This is a genomic window from uncultured Aquimarina sp. (genome assembly GCF_947496855.1).
Lineage (GTDB): Bacteria > Bacteroidota > Bacteroidia > Flavobacteriales > Flavobacteriaceae > Aquimarina.
The window spans coordinates 332,070-348,865 of record NZ_CANMED010000003.1 but is presented as its reverse complement, the minus strand read 5'-3'; the positions used below and the strand labels follow the sequence as shown (position 1 = coordinate 348,865).

The 16,796-nt window shown below is 33.1% G+C and carries 11 protein-coding genes; 1 reads left to right on the top strand and 10 read right to left on the bottom strand.

Annotation, left to right across the window (positions count from 1 at the left end):
- Positions 1-3 precede the first annotated feature (3 nt).
- The 9 genes from Q0921_RS10955 to Q0921_RS10915 form a co-directional block, all read right to left on the bottom strand.
- On the bottom strand, positions 4-2,064 hold the full coding sequence (locus Q0921_RS10955) for a transporter substrate-binding domain-containing protein (RefSeq protein WP_299256698.1): 2,061 nt from the start codon (positions 2,062-2,064) through the stop codon (positions 4-6).
- A gap of 3 nt (positions 2,065-2,067) precedes the next feature.
- Entirely contained in the window at positions 2,068-4,158 is a 2,091-nt protein-coding gene (locus Q0921_RS10950) for a transporter substrate-binding domain-containing protein (protein ID WP_299256696.1), read from the bottom strand.
- A 136-nt stretch (positions 4,159-4,294) separates the two neighbouring features.
- Positions 4,295-5,305: a pirin family protein gene (locus tag Q0921_RS10945; RefSeq protein WP_299256694.1), complete on the bottom strand. Its 1,011-nt coding sequence runs from the start codon at positions 5,303-5,305 to the stop codon at positions 4,295-4,297.
- Positions 5,306-5,308: 3 nt separating this feature from the next.
- Positions 5,309-6,808 carry a carboxypeptidase gene (locus tag Q0921_RS10940; protein ID WP_299256692.1) on the bottom strand — a complete coding sequence of 500 codons (1,500 nt, stop codon included), beginning with the start codon at positions 6,806-6,808 and terminating at the stop codon, positions 5,309-5,311.
- Between the two features lie 12 nt (positions 6,809-6,820).
- Positions 6,821-8,266, bottom strand: coding sequence for an amidohydrolase family protein (locus Q0921_RS10935; RefSeq protein ID WP_299256690.1), 1,446 nt, complete (start codon positions 8,264-8,266; stop codon positions 6,821-6,823).
- A complete protein-coding gene (locus tag Q0921_RS10930; RefSeq protein WP_299256688.1) occupies positions 8,241-8,699 on the bottom strand; it encodes a DUF3291 domain-containing protein in 459 nt (152 codons plus the stop codon). The genes Q0921_RS10935 and Q0921_RS10930 overlap by 26 nt, the downstream gene beginning before the upstream one ends.
- A 30-nt stretch (positions 8,700-8,729) precedes the next feature.
- Positions 8,730-12,026: an amidohydrolase family protein gene (locus Q0921_RS10925; RefSeq protein ID WP_299256686.1), complete on the bottom strand. Its 3,297-nt coding sequence runs from the start codon at positions 12,024-12,026 to the stop codon at positions 8,730-8,732.
- Between the two features lie 95 nt (positions 12,027-12,121).
- Positions 12,122-12,700, bottom strand: coding sequence for a YdeI family protein (locus Q0921_RS10920; RefSeq protein ID WP_299256684.1), 579 nt, complete (start codon positions 12,698-12,700; stop codon positions 12,122-12,124).
- A gap of 124 nt (positions 12,701-12,824) precedes the next feature.
- Positions 12,825-13,694, bottom strand: coding sequence for a hypothetical protein (locus Q0921_RS10915; RefSeq protein ID WP_299256682.1), 870 nt, complete (start codon positions 13,692-13,694; stop codon positions 12,825-12,827).
- 384 nt (positions 13,695-14,078) lie between these two features.
- Between Q0921_RS10915 and Q0921_RS10910 the strand changes: the two genes are divergently transcribed.
- Entirely contained in the window at positions 14,079-15,716 is a 1,638-nt protein-coding gene (locus Q0921_RS10910) for an ABC-F family ATP-binding cassette domain-containing protein (protein ID WP_299256680.1), read from the top strand.
- Positions 15,717-15,723: 7 nt separating this feature from the next.
- Here the strand turns inward: Q0921_RS10910 and Q0921_RS10905 are convergent, their stop codons facing one another.
- A complete protein-coding gene (locus tag Q0921_RS10905) occupies positions 15,724-16,632 on the bottom strand; it encodes a DJ-1/PfpI family protein (protein WP_299256678.1) in 909 nt (302 codons plus the stop codon).
- Between the last annotated feature and the right edge of the window lie 164 nt (positions 16,633-16,796).

Below are 16,796 nucleotides of genomic sequence, written 5' to 3'. Positions count from 1 at the left end.
TTATTATTCATTTCTAAAAAGAGAAATATATTTATCTAAGATAGGTCGTAATATTTTTCGATCCACTGGTTTAGCAACAAAATCATCACATCCAGCTGCCAAAGCTCTTTCTATATCCTCTTCTGTAGAATATGCCGTTTGTGCAACCACAGGTAAATTCGGGCGTATTTTTTTGATACGCTTTGTTGCATCATACCCATCCATAATCGGCATTTTGATATCCATTAATACCAAATCGATTTTGTCACTGTCTTCACATATTTCAACAGCTTCTTTACCATTCTTAGCACGATAAATAACAAACTCGAAGTCGATCATTTTGGTTAACACAGTTTTTAAAAATAAGAAGTTTATTTCTCCATCTTCTGCTATGAGCACCACATGTTTTTCTGGTATGGGATTCCCTTCTTTATTTGTAGACAGTTCTCTGTTATTTTGCATTGGGGTATAAGGAATTTTTAATAAGAAGGCACTACCTTCATTTTCTTTACTAACAAAAGAAATTTTTCCTCCGATTAAATCTGTGTATTGTTTAGCAATTGCCAGACCTAAACCAAGGCCTCCAAAATTTTTAGAAATCTCTTTTTCTGATTGAGAGAAGCTCTTAAAAATGATATCTCGATCCTTTTGTTTAATTCCGATTCCTGTATCTTTAATAGATATTTCTATAGAATCTTCTACAAGATAAGAAAAGATTGTTATTGAGCCCGTATTAGTAAATTTTATACCATTATCGATTAGACTATTGAGTGTTTTATAGAGCTTTGATTTATCGGTAATGATTAAATTTTTTTCTTCTGGGATTTCATTTTCTAAATGTATGATAAGATTTTTCTCTTTTGCTTTATGAGCGTATTCAGAGATTAATTTCAGTAGAAGTTCTTTTAAATTGGTTTCTGTAAATCGTAATTTACTTTGTTTGGTTTCGAGTAAAGAAATTTCTAAGATGTCATCTACTGAGGTAATTAAGTCTTTACCACTATCAATAATAATTTCGGTATATTCCTTTCTTTCTTCAGGTGTTAGGGAATCTGATTTTAGTAATTCTGAAAACCCCATAATTCCGTTCATCGGAGTTCTGATTTCGTGAGATATATTCTGAATGAAATTGGTTTTTATTCTGTTGCTTTCTTCTGCATTATCCTTTGCAATTTGAAGCTCTTTAGTTTTTTGTTTGATGATGAATTTTAAATAGAAGTGTACAAGAATAATACTAGCTAAAGCCGTGAAAAAAATAATCGATGAGATAATCCAGAATTTAGGCTTTTTATAAAAAGGCTTTACAGTAATGAATAGCCAATTATCGAGGATAGTTTGTTTCTCTTTGTTAGAGATATTGCGAGTCGCTTTAGCAATGATATTATTAAGCGTTTTATTTTCTTTATGGACCGCAATGCTTGGGATATAACTATGATTTATTTCTGCTATAACTTTTAAATCGTCAAGGCCTTCTGATTTTATTAGGTAATTTACTAGTGCTTTTCCTCCAATATATGCATTAGATTCTCCCGATTGAACACTGAGTAAACAAGTAATATCATCAGGGTAGTTTTTTATATTTAACTTAGGATAATTTTCTTTTAGATAGTCATCTATAGAATACCCTGTAGGTACCGCAATTTTTTTCTTTTGAAAATCTTTAAACTTTAATGCACTATCAACTTCTTTTCTAGCAACTAAAACAAAAGGGGTTTCAAAAAACTTCGTGTAAAAATTAAGATACTTTTGTCTTCCTTCTGTTTCCTGCATTTCCAGTACGATATCAATTTTTTTAGTTTTAACATCTTCCAGTAATTTGATCCAACTTGTGTAATATTTTTTTTGAAATTTATAATTAATTTTATTTTCAATAGAACTAAAATGATCCACTAAAATACCATCGATACTATCTTTTTTATTTATAAACTGGTATGGAGGATAATACGGATATACAGCAACATTTATAGCATCTTGCTGCAGTAGCCAGTTTTTCTCGGTTTTATTGAGAATATCACTATTCGAACAGGATGATATTCCAATAATCAGACATATGAAAAGAAAAGTATATGTTATCTTGTTTTGCATATGTTATTTTGAGTTGGTGATCTTATTTTTATTTCTTTTTAAAATTGGAAAATATTTATTTAGCATTGGTTTAAGTACTTTTCTATCTACAGGTTTGGAAACAAAATCATCACATCCAGCATCCAATGCTTTTTGCACATCTTCTTCTATAGAATATGCTGTTTGAGCTATGACTGGTAAATTGGGTCTGATTTTTTTGATATAAGAAGTGGCGTCATATCCATCCATAATTGGCATTTTGATATCCATAAGAACCAGATCAATATTATTGTTTTCTTGACAAATTGTTACTGCTTCCTGACCATTTTTTGCTCTATAAATAGTAAAATCATATTCATTCATCTTTGTGAGAATAGTTTTTAGAAATAAGAAATTAGTTTCTCCATCTTCAGCTATTAATATGATGTGTTTCTCAGTCTTTGAAAGTTGTTTGTCTTGGCTAATAACCTTATCTGTTTTGTTTTTAGATACAGTATTGTATGGTACTTTTAGGATAAATGTAGTACCCTTATTTTTATCGCTAAGCACTGATATTTGACATCCAATAAAATCAGCATTTTTTTTTGCAATGGTTAATCCTAAACCAATTCCGTTGTATTCTCCGACTGTGTTTTTTGTATTAGAAGCTAAACTTTCTTGTATTTTATCCTTGTTTTTTTCGCTAATACCGATCCCTGTATCTTCTATAGAAATATGTAAAAAATCATATTTTACTATACAGGAAATGGTTACAGAGCCATTACTTGTATATTTTACTGCATTATCAACAATAGCATTTAAAATTTTATTTAGTTTGGTACGATCCATGAATACCATGTTCTCAGAATTTTTCAAATTATTCTCAATGTAGAATTTGATGCCTTTTTCTTCTGCTTTAACTTTATAATTTGAAGCTAATGTTTGGAAGACATCCTGAAGATTTACTTCTACCAATCGTAGTGTAAATCTCTTTGTTTGTAATTGAGAAATTTCCAAAATATTATCGATTATTGACAACAGTTCTTTGCTATTCCCAATAATCATTTGAGTGTATTTTTTTCTTTCTTCTTGACTTAAGTTTTCTTCATTTAAAAACTCAGATAGTCCAATGATTCCGTTCATTGGAGTTCTAATTTCTTGAGGTATGTTGTTAATGAAATTTGTTTTTAATCGATTGCTTTCTTCTGCAATATCCTTAGCAATGATTAATTCCTCCGTTTTCTGCCTTATCTTGAATTTCAGATAATAGTTTAGAAATGCACCCAATAAGAATGCAAATATTGAAATTAAAGATATTATTATCCAAAATTTTGAGGTTTGATAGAACGGAGTTACATTTTGATAAAGCCAATTGTTAATAATAGATTCCTTCTCTTCTCGAGTTATACTAGTAAGGACTTTTGAAATAATATCATCTAGAATAGCATCATTTTTATTAATAGCGATACTAGGTTCGTAATTAAAATTAGTATCTGAATTTATTTTTAAATTGTCCAATTTTTTCGACCTAATAAAATAATTAGCGACAGCTCTTGGTCCTATGTATGCATCGTATTCACCCGAATTTAATTTTACTAAACATTCTAGTTCATCTTTGCGAGTTACAATAGTAAAATCAGGGTACTTGGAATTCAAGGTTTCGGTTATTCCGTAGTTTTTAGGTAGAACAATCGTTTTATCGTGTAGATTTTTTATGTTATTTCCAAACGTAACATCTTTTCGCGTAACAATAACTTGTTGAGATTCAAAAAGAGGAGGTTGAAATTTTAAGTAAGATTTTCTATTTTCTGTTTTTTGAATTTCTAGAATTAGATTGATTTTGTTTTCTTTTACATCCTGAATTAGTTTTGGCCAATCTTTATATTGTTTTCTTTTGAATTTATAATTTATTTTCTTCTCAATAATTTCGAGATATTCTATAAAAACACCATCAGCTTCATTCTGCTCATTAATGAATTGATAAGGCGGGTAATACGGATAGATAGCGACTGTAATACTATCATTTTTTTTCAGGAATTTTTTTTCTAAATCACTTAATACTAAGGTTTTTGAGCAAGAGCATACTACGGAGAGTAGAATGAAGAATGGGAATAAACATGGTAGTTTTTTTAGCATACATGTAGGTCATTTAAACACTTAACTTTTTTATTCCCTTAAATAAAGATAGTGTTTTAATAGTAGTTTTGAAAGGGGGGAATTTTAAAAACCATTATCAAAATAGCGTAAAGCTCTGTTTGTTAGTGCCTTATGGTTATTTATTAATTTCAGTGCCATCAGGATATAAAGCAAAACGACCTTTAGGTTTTTCATGAACATGATCATAACTAGGCCAAGGCCATCCACCGAATTCTGTTTTCTGATATTCTTGAATAGCTTCTCGTATTTCTGATTGACTATTCATAACAAATGGTCCTTGTTTTACCACTGGTTCTTCTATAGGCTTTCCTTGTAGTAGTAAGAAATGAGATTCAGTATTACCGTTTTTAATGGTTAAGTTTTTATGGGCGTATGTAATGATTTGGTGATTCACCGGAATGCTATACCCTTCACTTTCGATTTCATTTCCTTTAAAAAAATAAAGAGAACGATTTATTCCTTCAGAAGCATTCGGAAATGTATATTCAGCATTTGGATCCATTTTTATTGTCCAGATATTAATTTCATTCTCTGGATTGGCTGCCCAAGAATCTGGAGCAGGATCTACAGCTATTTTTTCTTCTGATTTTCCGGCAATTATAGTTATTTCTATAACACTTCCTTTTTTATCTTTTATGTTGACTTTTGGTATCTCCTCATTCCAGAGCATTTTAAAATGTGGGGCTACCATTTTTTTATCTCTAGGAAGATTGAGCCAAATCTGAAATAATAAAAATGGATTTTCTTTTTGTTCATTTAAAAGTGGAAACATTTCTGAGTGTTGTACACCTTTCCCGGCGGTCATCCACTGAACATCACCGTTACCAAAACGACCAGCAGCTCCTAGAGAATCAGAATGATCTACAAGTCCTTTTTGTACAATAGTTACCGTTTCGAAACCTCGATGTGGGTGTGCAGGAAAACCAGGTACGGTAGTGCCGTGATACATTCTCCAGCCATCTTTTGGAGTAAAATCTTGACCTATGTTTCTTCCAATGAGCGAGGCGTTAGGACCTAATTTTTCATTTCCCTTAGGATACTGATCCTCGTGATATGCACAAAATAGGAAAGGATCATTGGTTTCCCAGATGAAACCTAGCGGTTTAATTTTAATTATTGCATCCATAATTTAGTACTTTGATCCTTTGGTAATGTTGGATGAAGATTTTATAATAAAACTCCGGATATCTTCATTGGCTTGTATTAGATCTTCGTTACGTAGATACATCATATGACCACTACGATAACCATTAAAACTAAGTCGATCAGTTAATTTGCTGTTCGCGTTCAGTTGCCACATGATATATTTAGCGTTAAAATAAGTAGTGGCACCATCATAATATCCGGATTGTATCATAGTGTGTAGATTGGCATTCATAGCCATAGCTTCTCTAAGGTTTTCTCCTGTATGATTACCTTTAGTTCTATCCCAAGGACGAACTGGTCCAAACATATTATATTTTAGGTCTGTTTTAAAATTTAATTTTTGGTTGATGTAATAATTAATAGCAGGTGTAAAAGCGTGTAACCAAGCGGTTAATTCACTATTGTAATCAGGACTGTTTCCTGATTCTTTAATATCCATGCCTTTATATCTAGAATCTAATCTGCCAATTGTAAGTCCTTCTTTTTCTCTGAGAAGATCTTTCCAGAAGTAACTTTTAGGTACTTCAAGATTATTCTGGCGGATGGTTTTTTTGGATAATCCAGAATAATAGGCCATTTTGGTAATGACTTCTTCTTTTTTTGAATTCTTAAGATATCCACCTTTTACTAGAGCGGGAAGAAGTTCATTAATCGTATAGTTTTCTGCCTCGGGTAGTACTTCTAGTAGGTCTTTGTTTTGTAATTCTGGAGGTAACATTTTATGATACCAAGCAGCTGCAGTAAAATAAGGAAGACGGTTAGCGACTTCCACAGGCCCATCAAATTTGAAACCAATTTCAGTAGGAGATACCAAAATGACTCCATTAAGATACATCCATTGGTTGTTTTGTAATTCTAAAGCTAAACCAGAAACTCTTGTGGTTCCATAGCTTTCTCCTATTAAATATTTAGGAGAACGCCAACGATTATTTCTAGTGACAAATGTATTGATCCATGCTGCTAAGTATTTGATATCCTCATTAACTCCAAAAAATATTTTTTTATCTGGTAATTTACCTTCTTTATCCTCAATCATTCTAGAATATCCGGTGTTTACTGGATTGACAAAAACAATGTCTGCCACATCTAATACTGAATTGGGGTTTGACTTAATTCCATAGGGTTGAATAGGAAACCCTTCTTCATCAATTTTAAGGATTTGAGGTCCCGTGTAGGCTATATGCATCCAAACAGAAGCGGATCCAGGTCCGCCGTTAAAGGATATTAATAAAGGCCTGTTCTCATTATTTTTGATATCACTTCTTTTATAATAAGTATAAAATAGTGACGCGATAGGCTCTCGGTTTTCATTCCAAACGGGTTGAAATCCAGTCGTTGCTTGATAAGGAATTTTTTTTCCTTTGATTATTGTAGTATGGCTGGTAACTACAGTTGTATCTATAGGGACTTTTATTTTTTGGGCCTGCGAAATGGTAGTAATAATAAGTGTGATTAAAAGTATATATTGAATTTTGTTTCTCATAGTTGAAAATAGTTAGTTTTGGAAAGTAAAACATTCTGGACAATTGTATTGTTCTGCGATTTTTTTAGGGTTATAGACTTGATCACCTTTAATTACTCGATAAATATCGCGTGTGTTTTTAATGTTTAAAAGAGGGTTACTATTTAGAATTACTAAATCAGAAGCTTTTCCTATTTCTATAGTACCAGTAATTTTATCTTTTTTAAGATATTTAACTCCATTGTATGCCGAGGTCTGTATGGCTTCTAATGGTTTTAATCCTGCAGCGACCATTGCTTCTAATTCATCATGTAGCGAAACTCCTGAATAGGTGTATGAATTATAAGCGCCGCTATCGGATCCAGCAAGGAGCTTAACATCCGCGTCTTGTAGAGATTTAGTAAGCTCTTTAAAAAAAGCATTGAGATCTTTTCTTGATTTTTTAGCTTTATCAGATGTAGTTAGTGCTCGTTTGATCCGCCCATCATAGGTTTTAATAATTCCTTTACCAATGATTTTTAGATAGGAATCGTTGCTATGATCTACTTCATCAAGATAGCTTAATACGTTACCAATATGTAGAGTAGGTACAACGTAGGTATTATTGTTTTTTAATAACTGAAAGGTTTTTTGAGCGGTTGAATCACTATAGGTAGAAATCAAGCCATCCATAGCATTCCAAAAAGTAAGTTCTTTATTAATAATTGCTTGTGTAATTTCTTTTTCATTATCAGAGCAACCTTTTAGTATATAATAAAGATGTTCTATTGCTCCAATTCCTGTGTTTACGGCTTCATTTAGTTCAACAGTAAAAGGCATGTGACCTGAAGAAATCATACCTCTATCTGAAGCCTGCTTTAAAATTTCTAAATAGTTTTCTCTAGAAATTCTACTATCATATATTTTAACAAAATCAGAAGGTATTTTTTCTAAGGAGTCCAGAGCTTTTATAATATCTTCAGGAGAATCTACTACTAAAGAGCCAGCCCAAGTTGCATTTGCTCCATCTAGTTTAGGCCCCGAAGTATAAATAGTTGGGCCGATAAGACTGTTGTTGCTTATTTCTTTTTTCCATTGTAAAATTTCAGGCGTAAGATCTCCTCCTGCATCTCTCACTGTTGTGATTCCATTAGCAATAAAAAGAGGAAGCAAGTTTTTATTTTCCTCAATTAAAGAATCTCCGCCTCTAAGGTGAATATGGTTATCCCAAAATCCAGGAAGTAAAAATTTACCTCTACCATCAATTTTATTCTCAGTGATGTAATTATCAATACTATCTATTGTTTCAAGTTTTACGATTGTTCCATCATTGATGTATAGCGTTTTTGTTGCTATGTTTCCATCTTCAATTCGAATCAGACTGATATTAGAAATCACAATATCATATTGTTCCTTTTCCTTTTTGGAACAACTCAAAATACTTAAGAATAAAAAAGTGAGTACTATTATTTTATCACTTTTGGTAATTGATTGCATCATCTATCGTGTATTTACTTTTAAAAGAAAAAGCATATGGAGTTTCTCCGTATTCTTGAAGATAATAAAGGCGTTCCTTGGCTTCAGCAGGAGTTGGCTTATGACCATTTTCGATATACCAAAAAGCCATATGCATTCGAGGCATTTTACCAAACCATTCTTTTTTACGTTTCAGAATTTCTACGTGGTCTGTTTTATACGTAAAATTGAATAATGCATCCATACTTTCCCAAACAGACATGTTAATAATCAAGAAAAGATTATCAAATACGGTAATAGCCGTTGCATTTCCTTCGTCGTCTTTCAGTCTCCATACGAAACCATCGCTTTGTTCTGCTAATTCATTAATACGATCCAAGTTGTTTACAAAATCCTCCATAATAGGATCATTAATAGGGGCTAACATTTCAGCAATATTTACTTGTGCTAATTGCATAATTTTTGCTTTAAAATTATTTGTCTAGTTTTAATTATGTCCTAAATGGCATCCGCAGCCTGGTCTCATAAAACTCTGGGATTCTTCGTGCCAGGGAAAAGCAGTATTTGCTTTGGTATTCTCCCACCAGAATTTAGTTCTTTCATTGGTAATATTACCAATTTCATTCATAGTATCGGTATCATATAATCTACCATTCACCATAGTGTATTTTACAGTTTCAGTATTTCGGATATCTTCTAGCGGATTTTTGTCAAGTATAATCAAATCAGCTAATTTTCCTTCTTTAAGAGAACCAATATCATTTCCTGCGCCAATATAGTTAGCACCATTAATGGTAGCCGCTTGTAATGCTTGCATATTAGTCATTCCACCTTGTTGGAGCATCCATAACTCCCAATGAGCTCCAAGACCTTGTAATTGTCCGTGTGCACCAAGATTAACTTTTACACCTTCGTTGGTTAGTTTCGTAGCGGTTTTAGAAACTAAAATATGTCCGTTTTCATATTCTTCATCAGGAACCATGGTTCTATGACGTGATCTGGCATCAACAATTGCCCTTGGTGTATATTTTAATAGTTTTTCATTTTTCCAAATATCTTCTTTTTGGTAGAAGAAATATTCGCCATTCATCCCTCCATAATTTACGATTAGTGTAGGCGTATAGCCCGTTTTACTAGTTTTCCATAATTCGTATACATCTTTATATACAGGAGCAACCGGTATATTATGTTCGACTCCTGTATGACCATCCATAATCATGGTCATATTATGATAAAAGGTAGAACCGCCTTCTGGCACAACATTAATCCCTAACTCACGAGCAGCTTGCATCACTTGTTGTCTTTGTTCTCTTCGAGGTTGGTTATAGCTTTTTACAGATTTTGCACCAAAAGCTTTTGTTCTTCTTATAGAAGATCGAGCATCTTCCAGACTATTCACTACTGCTTTAAAATCTCCATCAGCACCATATAATATAAAACCGGTAGAATAGAGGCGCGGCCCTACCGTTTTTCCGCTTTTTATTAATTCTGAAATACTAAACACCGTTTCTGTATTGGCAGAAGGATCGTGAGCTGTAGTAACTCCAAAAGCTAGATTGGCATATAATTGCCAATGTTTCTGAGTGGTTAATCCATATCTAAAAGCTCCTACATGTGCGTGAGCATCTACAATACCTGGCATGATTGTTTTGCCTTTTACATCAAACACTTTTGTATCTTGTGGAATAGAGACATCGTTTGTTTTTCCTATTTTTTCAATAACATTTCCATTTATAATAATAGTTCCTTCTTCTATAATTTGATCACCTTCCATAGTAATAATTCGAGCATTGGTAAAAGCTATCTTTCCAGATGGTATATCTGTTTTTGTCACTAAATCAATACTAATGCCTTTTGATGTAACTTCTCCTATTTTTTCAGGAGAATTAGGTAAGAAAGTGAACCGATCCTTAATCTCATTAGAGAAATATTCATCACCTAGGGTCCAGAATACTTTTTTATTGTCTTTTGACCAATGTAAGTTGATTCCCGCATCTTTGGATAATTGTGATACTGGAACCAATGTAGATTTACTATCCAAATCAATTTCTTTTCCGTTTAATAATAATGGAGCGATATAAGCCTTATGTAAATGAGTAAAAGCAATCCATTTATTATCAGGGCTTGGTACTAATCTGTTAGCATGTTTTGATTTCACATGTGTCTTTTTATCTTTTCCGTTTAGGTCAACAGATTTTAATTCTTTAGTAAGATTTCCAAAATAGACTCCCCCTGTTTGATAGAAAATACGTTTCCCATCTCTGGCGAAAGTTGGGTAAGCTCCTTCTTTTGAAATTAGTTTTTGATTCGCTCCTGAAGATGACATAATGTACATCCCTGTTTTTTTATCAAAACTTCTTCCTTGGTCGTTATTTCCTCCTTCTTTTCTGTAGGTAATTAAATTGCCAGAAGGATTGTAAGCTGGTGTTCTATAGATCCCTTTCTCTACTGTTAGTTTAGTAGAGGAGCCGCCTGTAATAGGCACTTTGCAAATAGATCCCAGTGTTTCATCATTCCAGGTCACATATACTATATGCTGACCGTCTGGAGAGAAGCTTGGTTCAAACTCAAAATCTGATTTCTGTGTAGTAAGATGTTGAGGTTTACCATTGGGTAATTTTTTACTCCAAAGACGACCAAGAGCGCTAAACACTATTGTTTTTTCATCAGGAGAAGTAACCACATGGCGAATTACCTTGGCAGTAAATTCTTTGGGTGCTACTGGAGCATCAAAATGTACTGTTTCTGCAATTTTTAAAGTAGCATCAACATTAAACGGGATATTGGTTACTTGAGAATTTTCAATATTAATTTTATGAATCTTTCCTGCAGACCAGAATACAATTTCTTTGTTACCGGGCATCCAACTGAAATTTGGATACACGCCAAAAATAGCCCAAGCTTCTTGTTGGTCCTTATTTAATTGATCATAGATTGGCCATTCTTCACTTGTTTCTAGATCGTGAATATATAAAACAGTTTTTGTACGTACTCTTTTTACAAAAGCTAATCTTTTTCCATCTTTGGACACCTGAGGTCTGGCAGCTCCGCCAGGTCCTCCAGTTATTCTTGTAGTTTCTCCGGTTTTAAAATCGTATCGTTTAATCACATAGATTTGTTTGTTAGGATCTTTGTTATACTGGAAAAAACCTCCGGGGTACATATCTTCACTATAGTACAGATATTTTCCATCAGGAGAAATACTAGGTTCATTTACGTCTTGTTGGTCATTTTTTCTTTTGGTCAATTGTATTCCAGAACCTCCAGTAATATGATATTGCCACATTTCTCCCGCTCCTAATGAACGCTGAGAAGTAAAGTGCTTTCTAGCGATTAAATAATTACTATCTGGCATCCAGGCAGCATTGTTTAATAATCGGAATTTTTCTTTGGTAATTTGTTTAGCATCACTACCATTAGAATTCATCACCCAAATATTATCCCCACCACCAGCATCACTGGTAAATGATATTTTACTACCATCAGGACTAAATCGTGGCTGTACTTCAAATGGTATTCCTGTTCGTAAAACTTTTGCTTTTCCTCCAGAAATTGGTATACTATAAATATCTCCCATAAGATCGAAAACTATTGTTTTCCCATCCGGACTGACATCTAGATTCATCCAGGTGCCTTCATCGGTAGAGAATGTGTGTTCTTCATAATTAAATGCTCCTTGTGGATTGGAAACATCCCATTTCTCTTCTTTTTTGTCTTTTTGTGCTTGGGTATTAAATACTAGAAACAACCCTAGAATTAGGGTAGTGATGATGTGTTTGTGCATGGTATTCGAATTATCTGAATCGAAAATAATGAATTCGGGAACAAAATATCTTAAAGTGTTGTTAATGGAGAGATGTTTGCATTTTTGTAAAAATCTTATCTGCTATTATCTCTTGTTTTAATATTAGCTTTACAGAGCTTTATAATTTCTAGAATTCTTTTATTTCTCGTTTCTTGTCTTTTAGCTTGATTAAGCCAGTATAAATAATTTTTTCGATAACTGGGAGAGAAGTTTTTGTAATTTGTAAATGCTTCATAATTAGAGTTAAAGGCTTTTTTAAGATCTTCAGGAATAATACCTTTTTCAACATTATCTAAAGCTGTCCAAGAATTATTCTTTTTGGCAATTTTAATTATATCCAATCCGCTTTGATGCATTAAATCATTTCTGATAAGATCTATTATATACGTTTTATTCAGTTTGCTCCACACACTTTTTGGTTTACGTGGGCAAAAATATTGCCTTCTTCGTTCTTCGTCTAATCTTTTCACAGTAGAATCAATCCATCCATAACAGAGTGCTACTTTCACTGCTTCTTCCCAGCGCATACTGAGCTGCTTACTTTCTACTTTATAAAAAATCAAATAAACTCCATCAGAGATAGTATGATTTTCGTGCAGCCAGTGCCGCCATTCTTTATCATTTTTGAAATACAATTCTGGTTTAGTTTTCATAAAATGGTTTGAATTTGCTTTTGTGCTTTAACGGGTAAGTTACTAATTTTAGCCAAATAAAAGACCCATTACACATCCGTGAAAATGTATAATGGGTCCTACTTATTTTGTGTAATACGTTCTTTTAGTAAAATCTAGTATATGCTCTAAAAGAACCGCTGTTTGTTGGTCTTGTTCTCTTTACTTGTCTCTCAGTATTTGTAGAAGTATAATAGTAGTAATACCAGTATCCATTTGGTAAGTCAACCTGATATTTCAATACCCATTTCCAATCACTAAAAGGCCAAGAAGCAGTGTTTTCCCAAGCATAGAATTGTAATCTTGTTAATCCACATACTACATTAGTACGAGTATACGTATCATCAAGTTCTTTCCAATCTCCACCGTATAAAGAACTTCTGGTTAAAGAATTCCATAAGCCGTTATCACAGAATCTTATATCTGTAGGTGTAGAGGTAACAGGAACCCCACCACAGTAAATATTCCTAAAGTCAGTAGAACCAATATCATAACAGGCTTTTTGGATAGCAAAACCAGAGTATTTTGGATCATTGATTTCTAATAGAGTTCCACTTTTTTCTATATTTCTACCAGATTGGTTGAACTCAGAATCCTTTGCAGTTTTTACAATACGTTCAGGAATTGAAACAGAAGATTTTGTTAAAGAAATAAATAAATCAAATGGCGATTGATCTAAGCTATGGAGGCTTTCTTCAGCATTTTTAGCTGCATCACCATATAAGGTTTCCGCTACAATCATTTCTTCATCATCGCCTACAGCTATGAAATGATATTCATGGCCGTCTTTCTGAATTTTTGCTACTTCAAAAGAAGTTTGATCTAGCTCATTTAGATATGCTGCATTTTTGGAAGGTATTGGGTTTACCTCTTGTAATTGCTCATCTTGTAACTCTTCTTCTTTGTCTTCACAGGCTACTAATACTAGTCCTAGAGTCATGGCGATAGCCAATGTCTTGAAAATTGATTTTTTCATAATTAAAGGTTTTAAAAGTTTGTAATTAATTTATTAAGGTGTTCCAAAATCACCTTTCTGGGAGCAAATGTATTGTGTAAAGGTTTGTATATCAACAAGTAAAAAACGGTTTATGCATGGGTTTACAACCGATAATCTTAGGGTTTTTTACCCTTATTTGGTGTTTTTAAATTGAAAGCAAAGAGAATAAAGATGTGAGTTTATTATACAAATACATAAATACTTTCTTGTATAACGATGCTGTTTTGTTCCAGGTTTTGAATGTTGTTTTATAACGGTTCAATTGTTATTCACATAAATGCCTCATTAGAAACAACGATAATTTTGTATTTCCTTTGCAATGAGCTGCTTTTTTATAGTTTTGCATCTTCAAAATAAAATAATATGATTTCTGTAGACGGAATTGCGGTAGAATTTAGTGGCGAAACATTATTCAGTAATGTTTCTTTTGTGATTAATGAAAATGATAAAATTGCCTTAATGGGTAAGAATGGAGCTGGTAAATCTACGATGATGAAGATCGTTGCAGGTGTTCAAAAAGCAACCAAGGGACATGTACGTTGTCCTAAAGAGGCTGTGATTGCTTATCTTCCACAACACCTGTTAACAGATGATGATTGCACAGTATTCGAAGAAGCGTCCAAAGCATTCGGTCAAATTCACGAGATGCAAAGCGAAATGGATCGTCTTAACAAGGAACTAGAAACTCGCACGGATTATGATTCTGATGAATATATGGGGATTATCCAAAAAGTAACAGATTTAGGAGAAAGTTTTTATGCTATAGAAGAAGTGAACTATGATGCTGAGGTGGAAAAAGCATTACAAGGATTGGGTTTTAGAAGGGAAGACTTTACAAGACCAACTAGTGAGTTTAGTGGTGGATGGAGAATGCGTATTGAACTAGCTAAAATCTTACTACAAAAACCAGATTTAATTCTTCTGGATGAGCCTACGAATCACGTAGATATAGAATCAGTAATATGGTTAGAGGATTTTCTGCTTAACAAAGCGAAGGCAGTTATTGTAATTTCTCACGATAAAGCCTTTATAGATAATATTACTAATAGAACTATTGAAGTTACTATGGGTAGAATCTATGATTATAAAGCGAACTATAGTCATTATTTACAATTGAGAGAAGACCGACGTGTACATCAGATAAAAGCATATCAAGAGCAACAAAAATTTATCGCAGACACGCAACAATTTATTGATAGGTTTAAAGGAACGTATTCTAAAACAAATCAAGTGAGTTCTCGTGAGCGTATGTTGGAGAAGTTAGATATCATAGAAATTGATGAGATTGATACTTCTTCTCTGAAACTTCGATTCCCAGCTGCTGCCAGATCAGGAGATTATCCAGTTATAGCGAAGGATTTATCTAAAAAATACGATGACCACGTAGTTTTTAAAGATGCAAGTATGTCGATCGCAAGAGGAGAGAAGGTTTCTTTTGTAGGTAGAAATGGCGAAGGAAAATCCACTATGATCAAAGCTATTATGGGAGAAATTGATTTTGAAGGGCAATGTGATCTAGGTCATAACGCGAAAGTGGGATATTTTGCCCAAAATCAAGCATCGTTACTAGATCCTAATCTTACAGTGTTTCAAACCGTTGATGAGGTAGCAAAGGGAGATGTGAGAACACAGATCAAGAATATATTAGGACAGTTTATGTTTGGTGGAGATAATATTGATAAAAAAGTAAGTGTTCTTTCTGGAGGGGAAAGAACTCGATTAGCCATGGTGAAATTGCTTCTGGAACCGGTAAACGTATTAATTTTGGATGAGCCTACTAATCATTTAGATATTAGATCCAAAGACGTTTTAAAAGAAGCGTTATTAACTTTCGATGGGACATTAATACTCGTGTCTCATGATCGAGATTTTTTAAGAGGTTTATCCAATAAAGTTTTTGAATTTAAAGACAAAAGAGTTATCGAACATTTTGAAACTATAGATGCCTTTTTGGAAAGAAACAGAATGGAGAGCTTAAAAGAAATTGACCTGAAATCGTGATCATTTTTTACTTTAGTTTTTTATAGAGAGTATTATAATTTCTTGAGGATCTAAAACCGATCACTCTATTATTATCTTTTATAAAAGTGATCTCTTCTCCATTGAGATTGGTGAACTTATCTGTTGTTAAATAAAATAGAGGGTAGTTTCTTTTATCTAGAATCGCATAAAGGGATTTTTCTCGAGAGTTTATATCTAATGTTACTTTAGTATTATCAATATATTCATAGGTTCCTATATAATTTTCGAGATTTGGAATATTTATGAAACCATCATATGGATTGTCTGGCGACAAGTTTAAACCTTCTCCAGGTATCCATTTGTCGTATTCCATATGATACGCAATTTTTCTAGCCTCATTAAATCCTTGTAATTTGGCTACTAGATGCAGTGCCCCATCAATTCCTGCAGAAATTCCTGCGGTAGTTATTACCTTACCGTTATCCACAAAACGTGCATCTTTTACTACCGTTATTTCAGGATAATTTTTCTCTAACCCATCAAGAGCATTGTGAAATGTAGTAGCGGTCATACCGTTTAGCGTTCCCGCATTTGCTAAAGCGAATACACCAGTACATACAGAGAAGTGATATTCAATGTCTGGTTGCGATTGTATCCAGTTTATAATTTCTGGATCTTTGAAAGACTGTGCTGCATTACCTCCAAAAAAAGCTAAAATATCAGCTTTGGGTGCATCTTTTATACTGTAATCAGGCAGTACCGTTAAAATTCCCTGAGAAATAATAGGTTCTTTGGTTTTAGAAACTGTAAATATTTCGAAGTCTGCATAAGCAAAAACTTCCATCGGCCCTGCAAAATCTAATATTTCAATACCAGGCTGTAAATAGAAAGCAATTTTTTTCTTTTTTATCGCCTTATTTTTTTTACCCAATTCTTTTCTAGTAATTAGTTTCATTTCGCAATGGTTACATATTCCAGAGTTATTAAAAATTAAAGTATCACAAGAACTATTGCAGGGTGGGCAAACGTATAAGTTTTCGGGTTTAGAATATGATTGAGAATGTATAGTTATATAAGTCAAAACCGAGATGAATACTAATAACCTATTCATTACTTCTT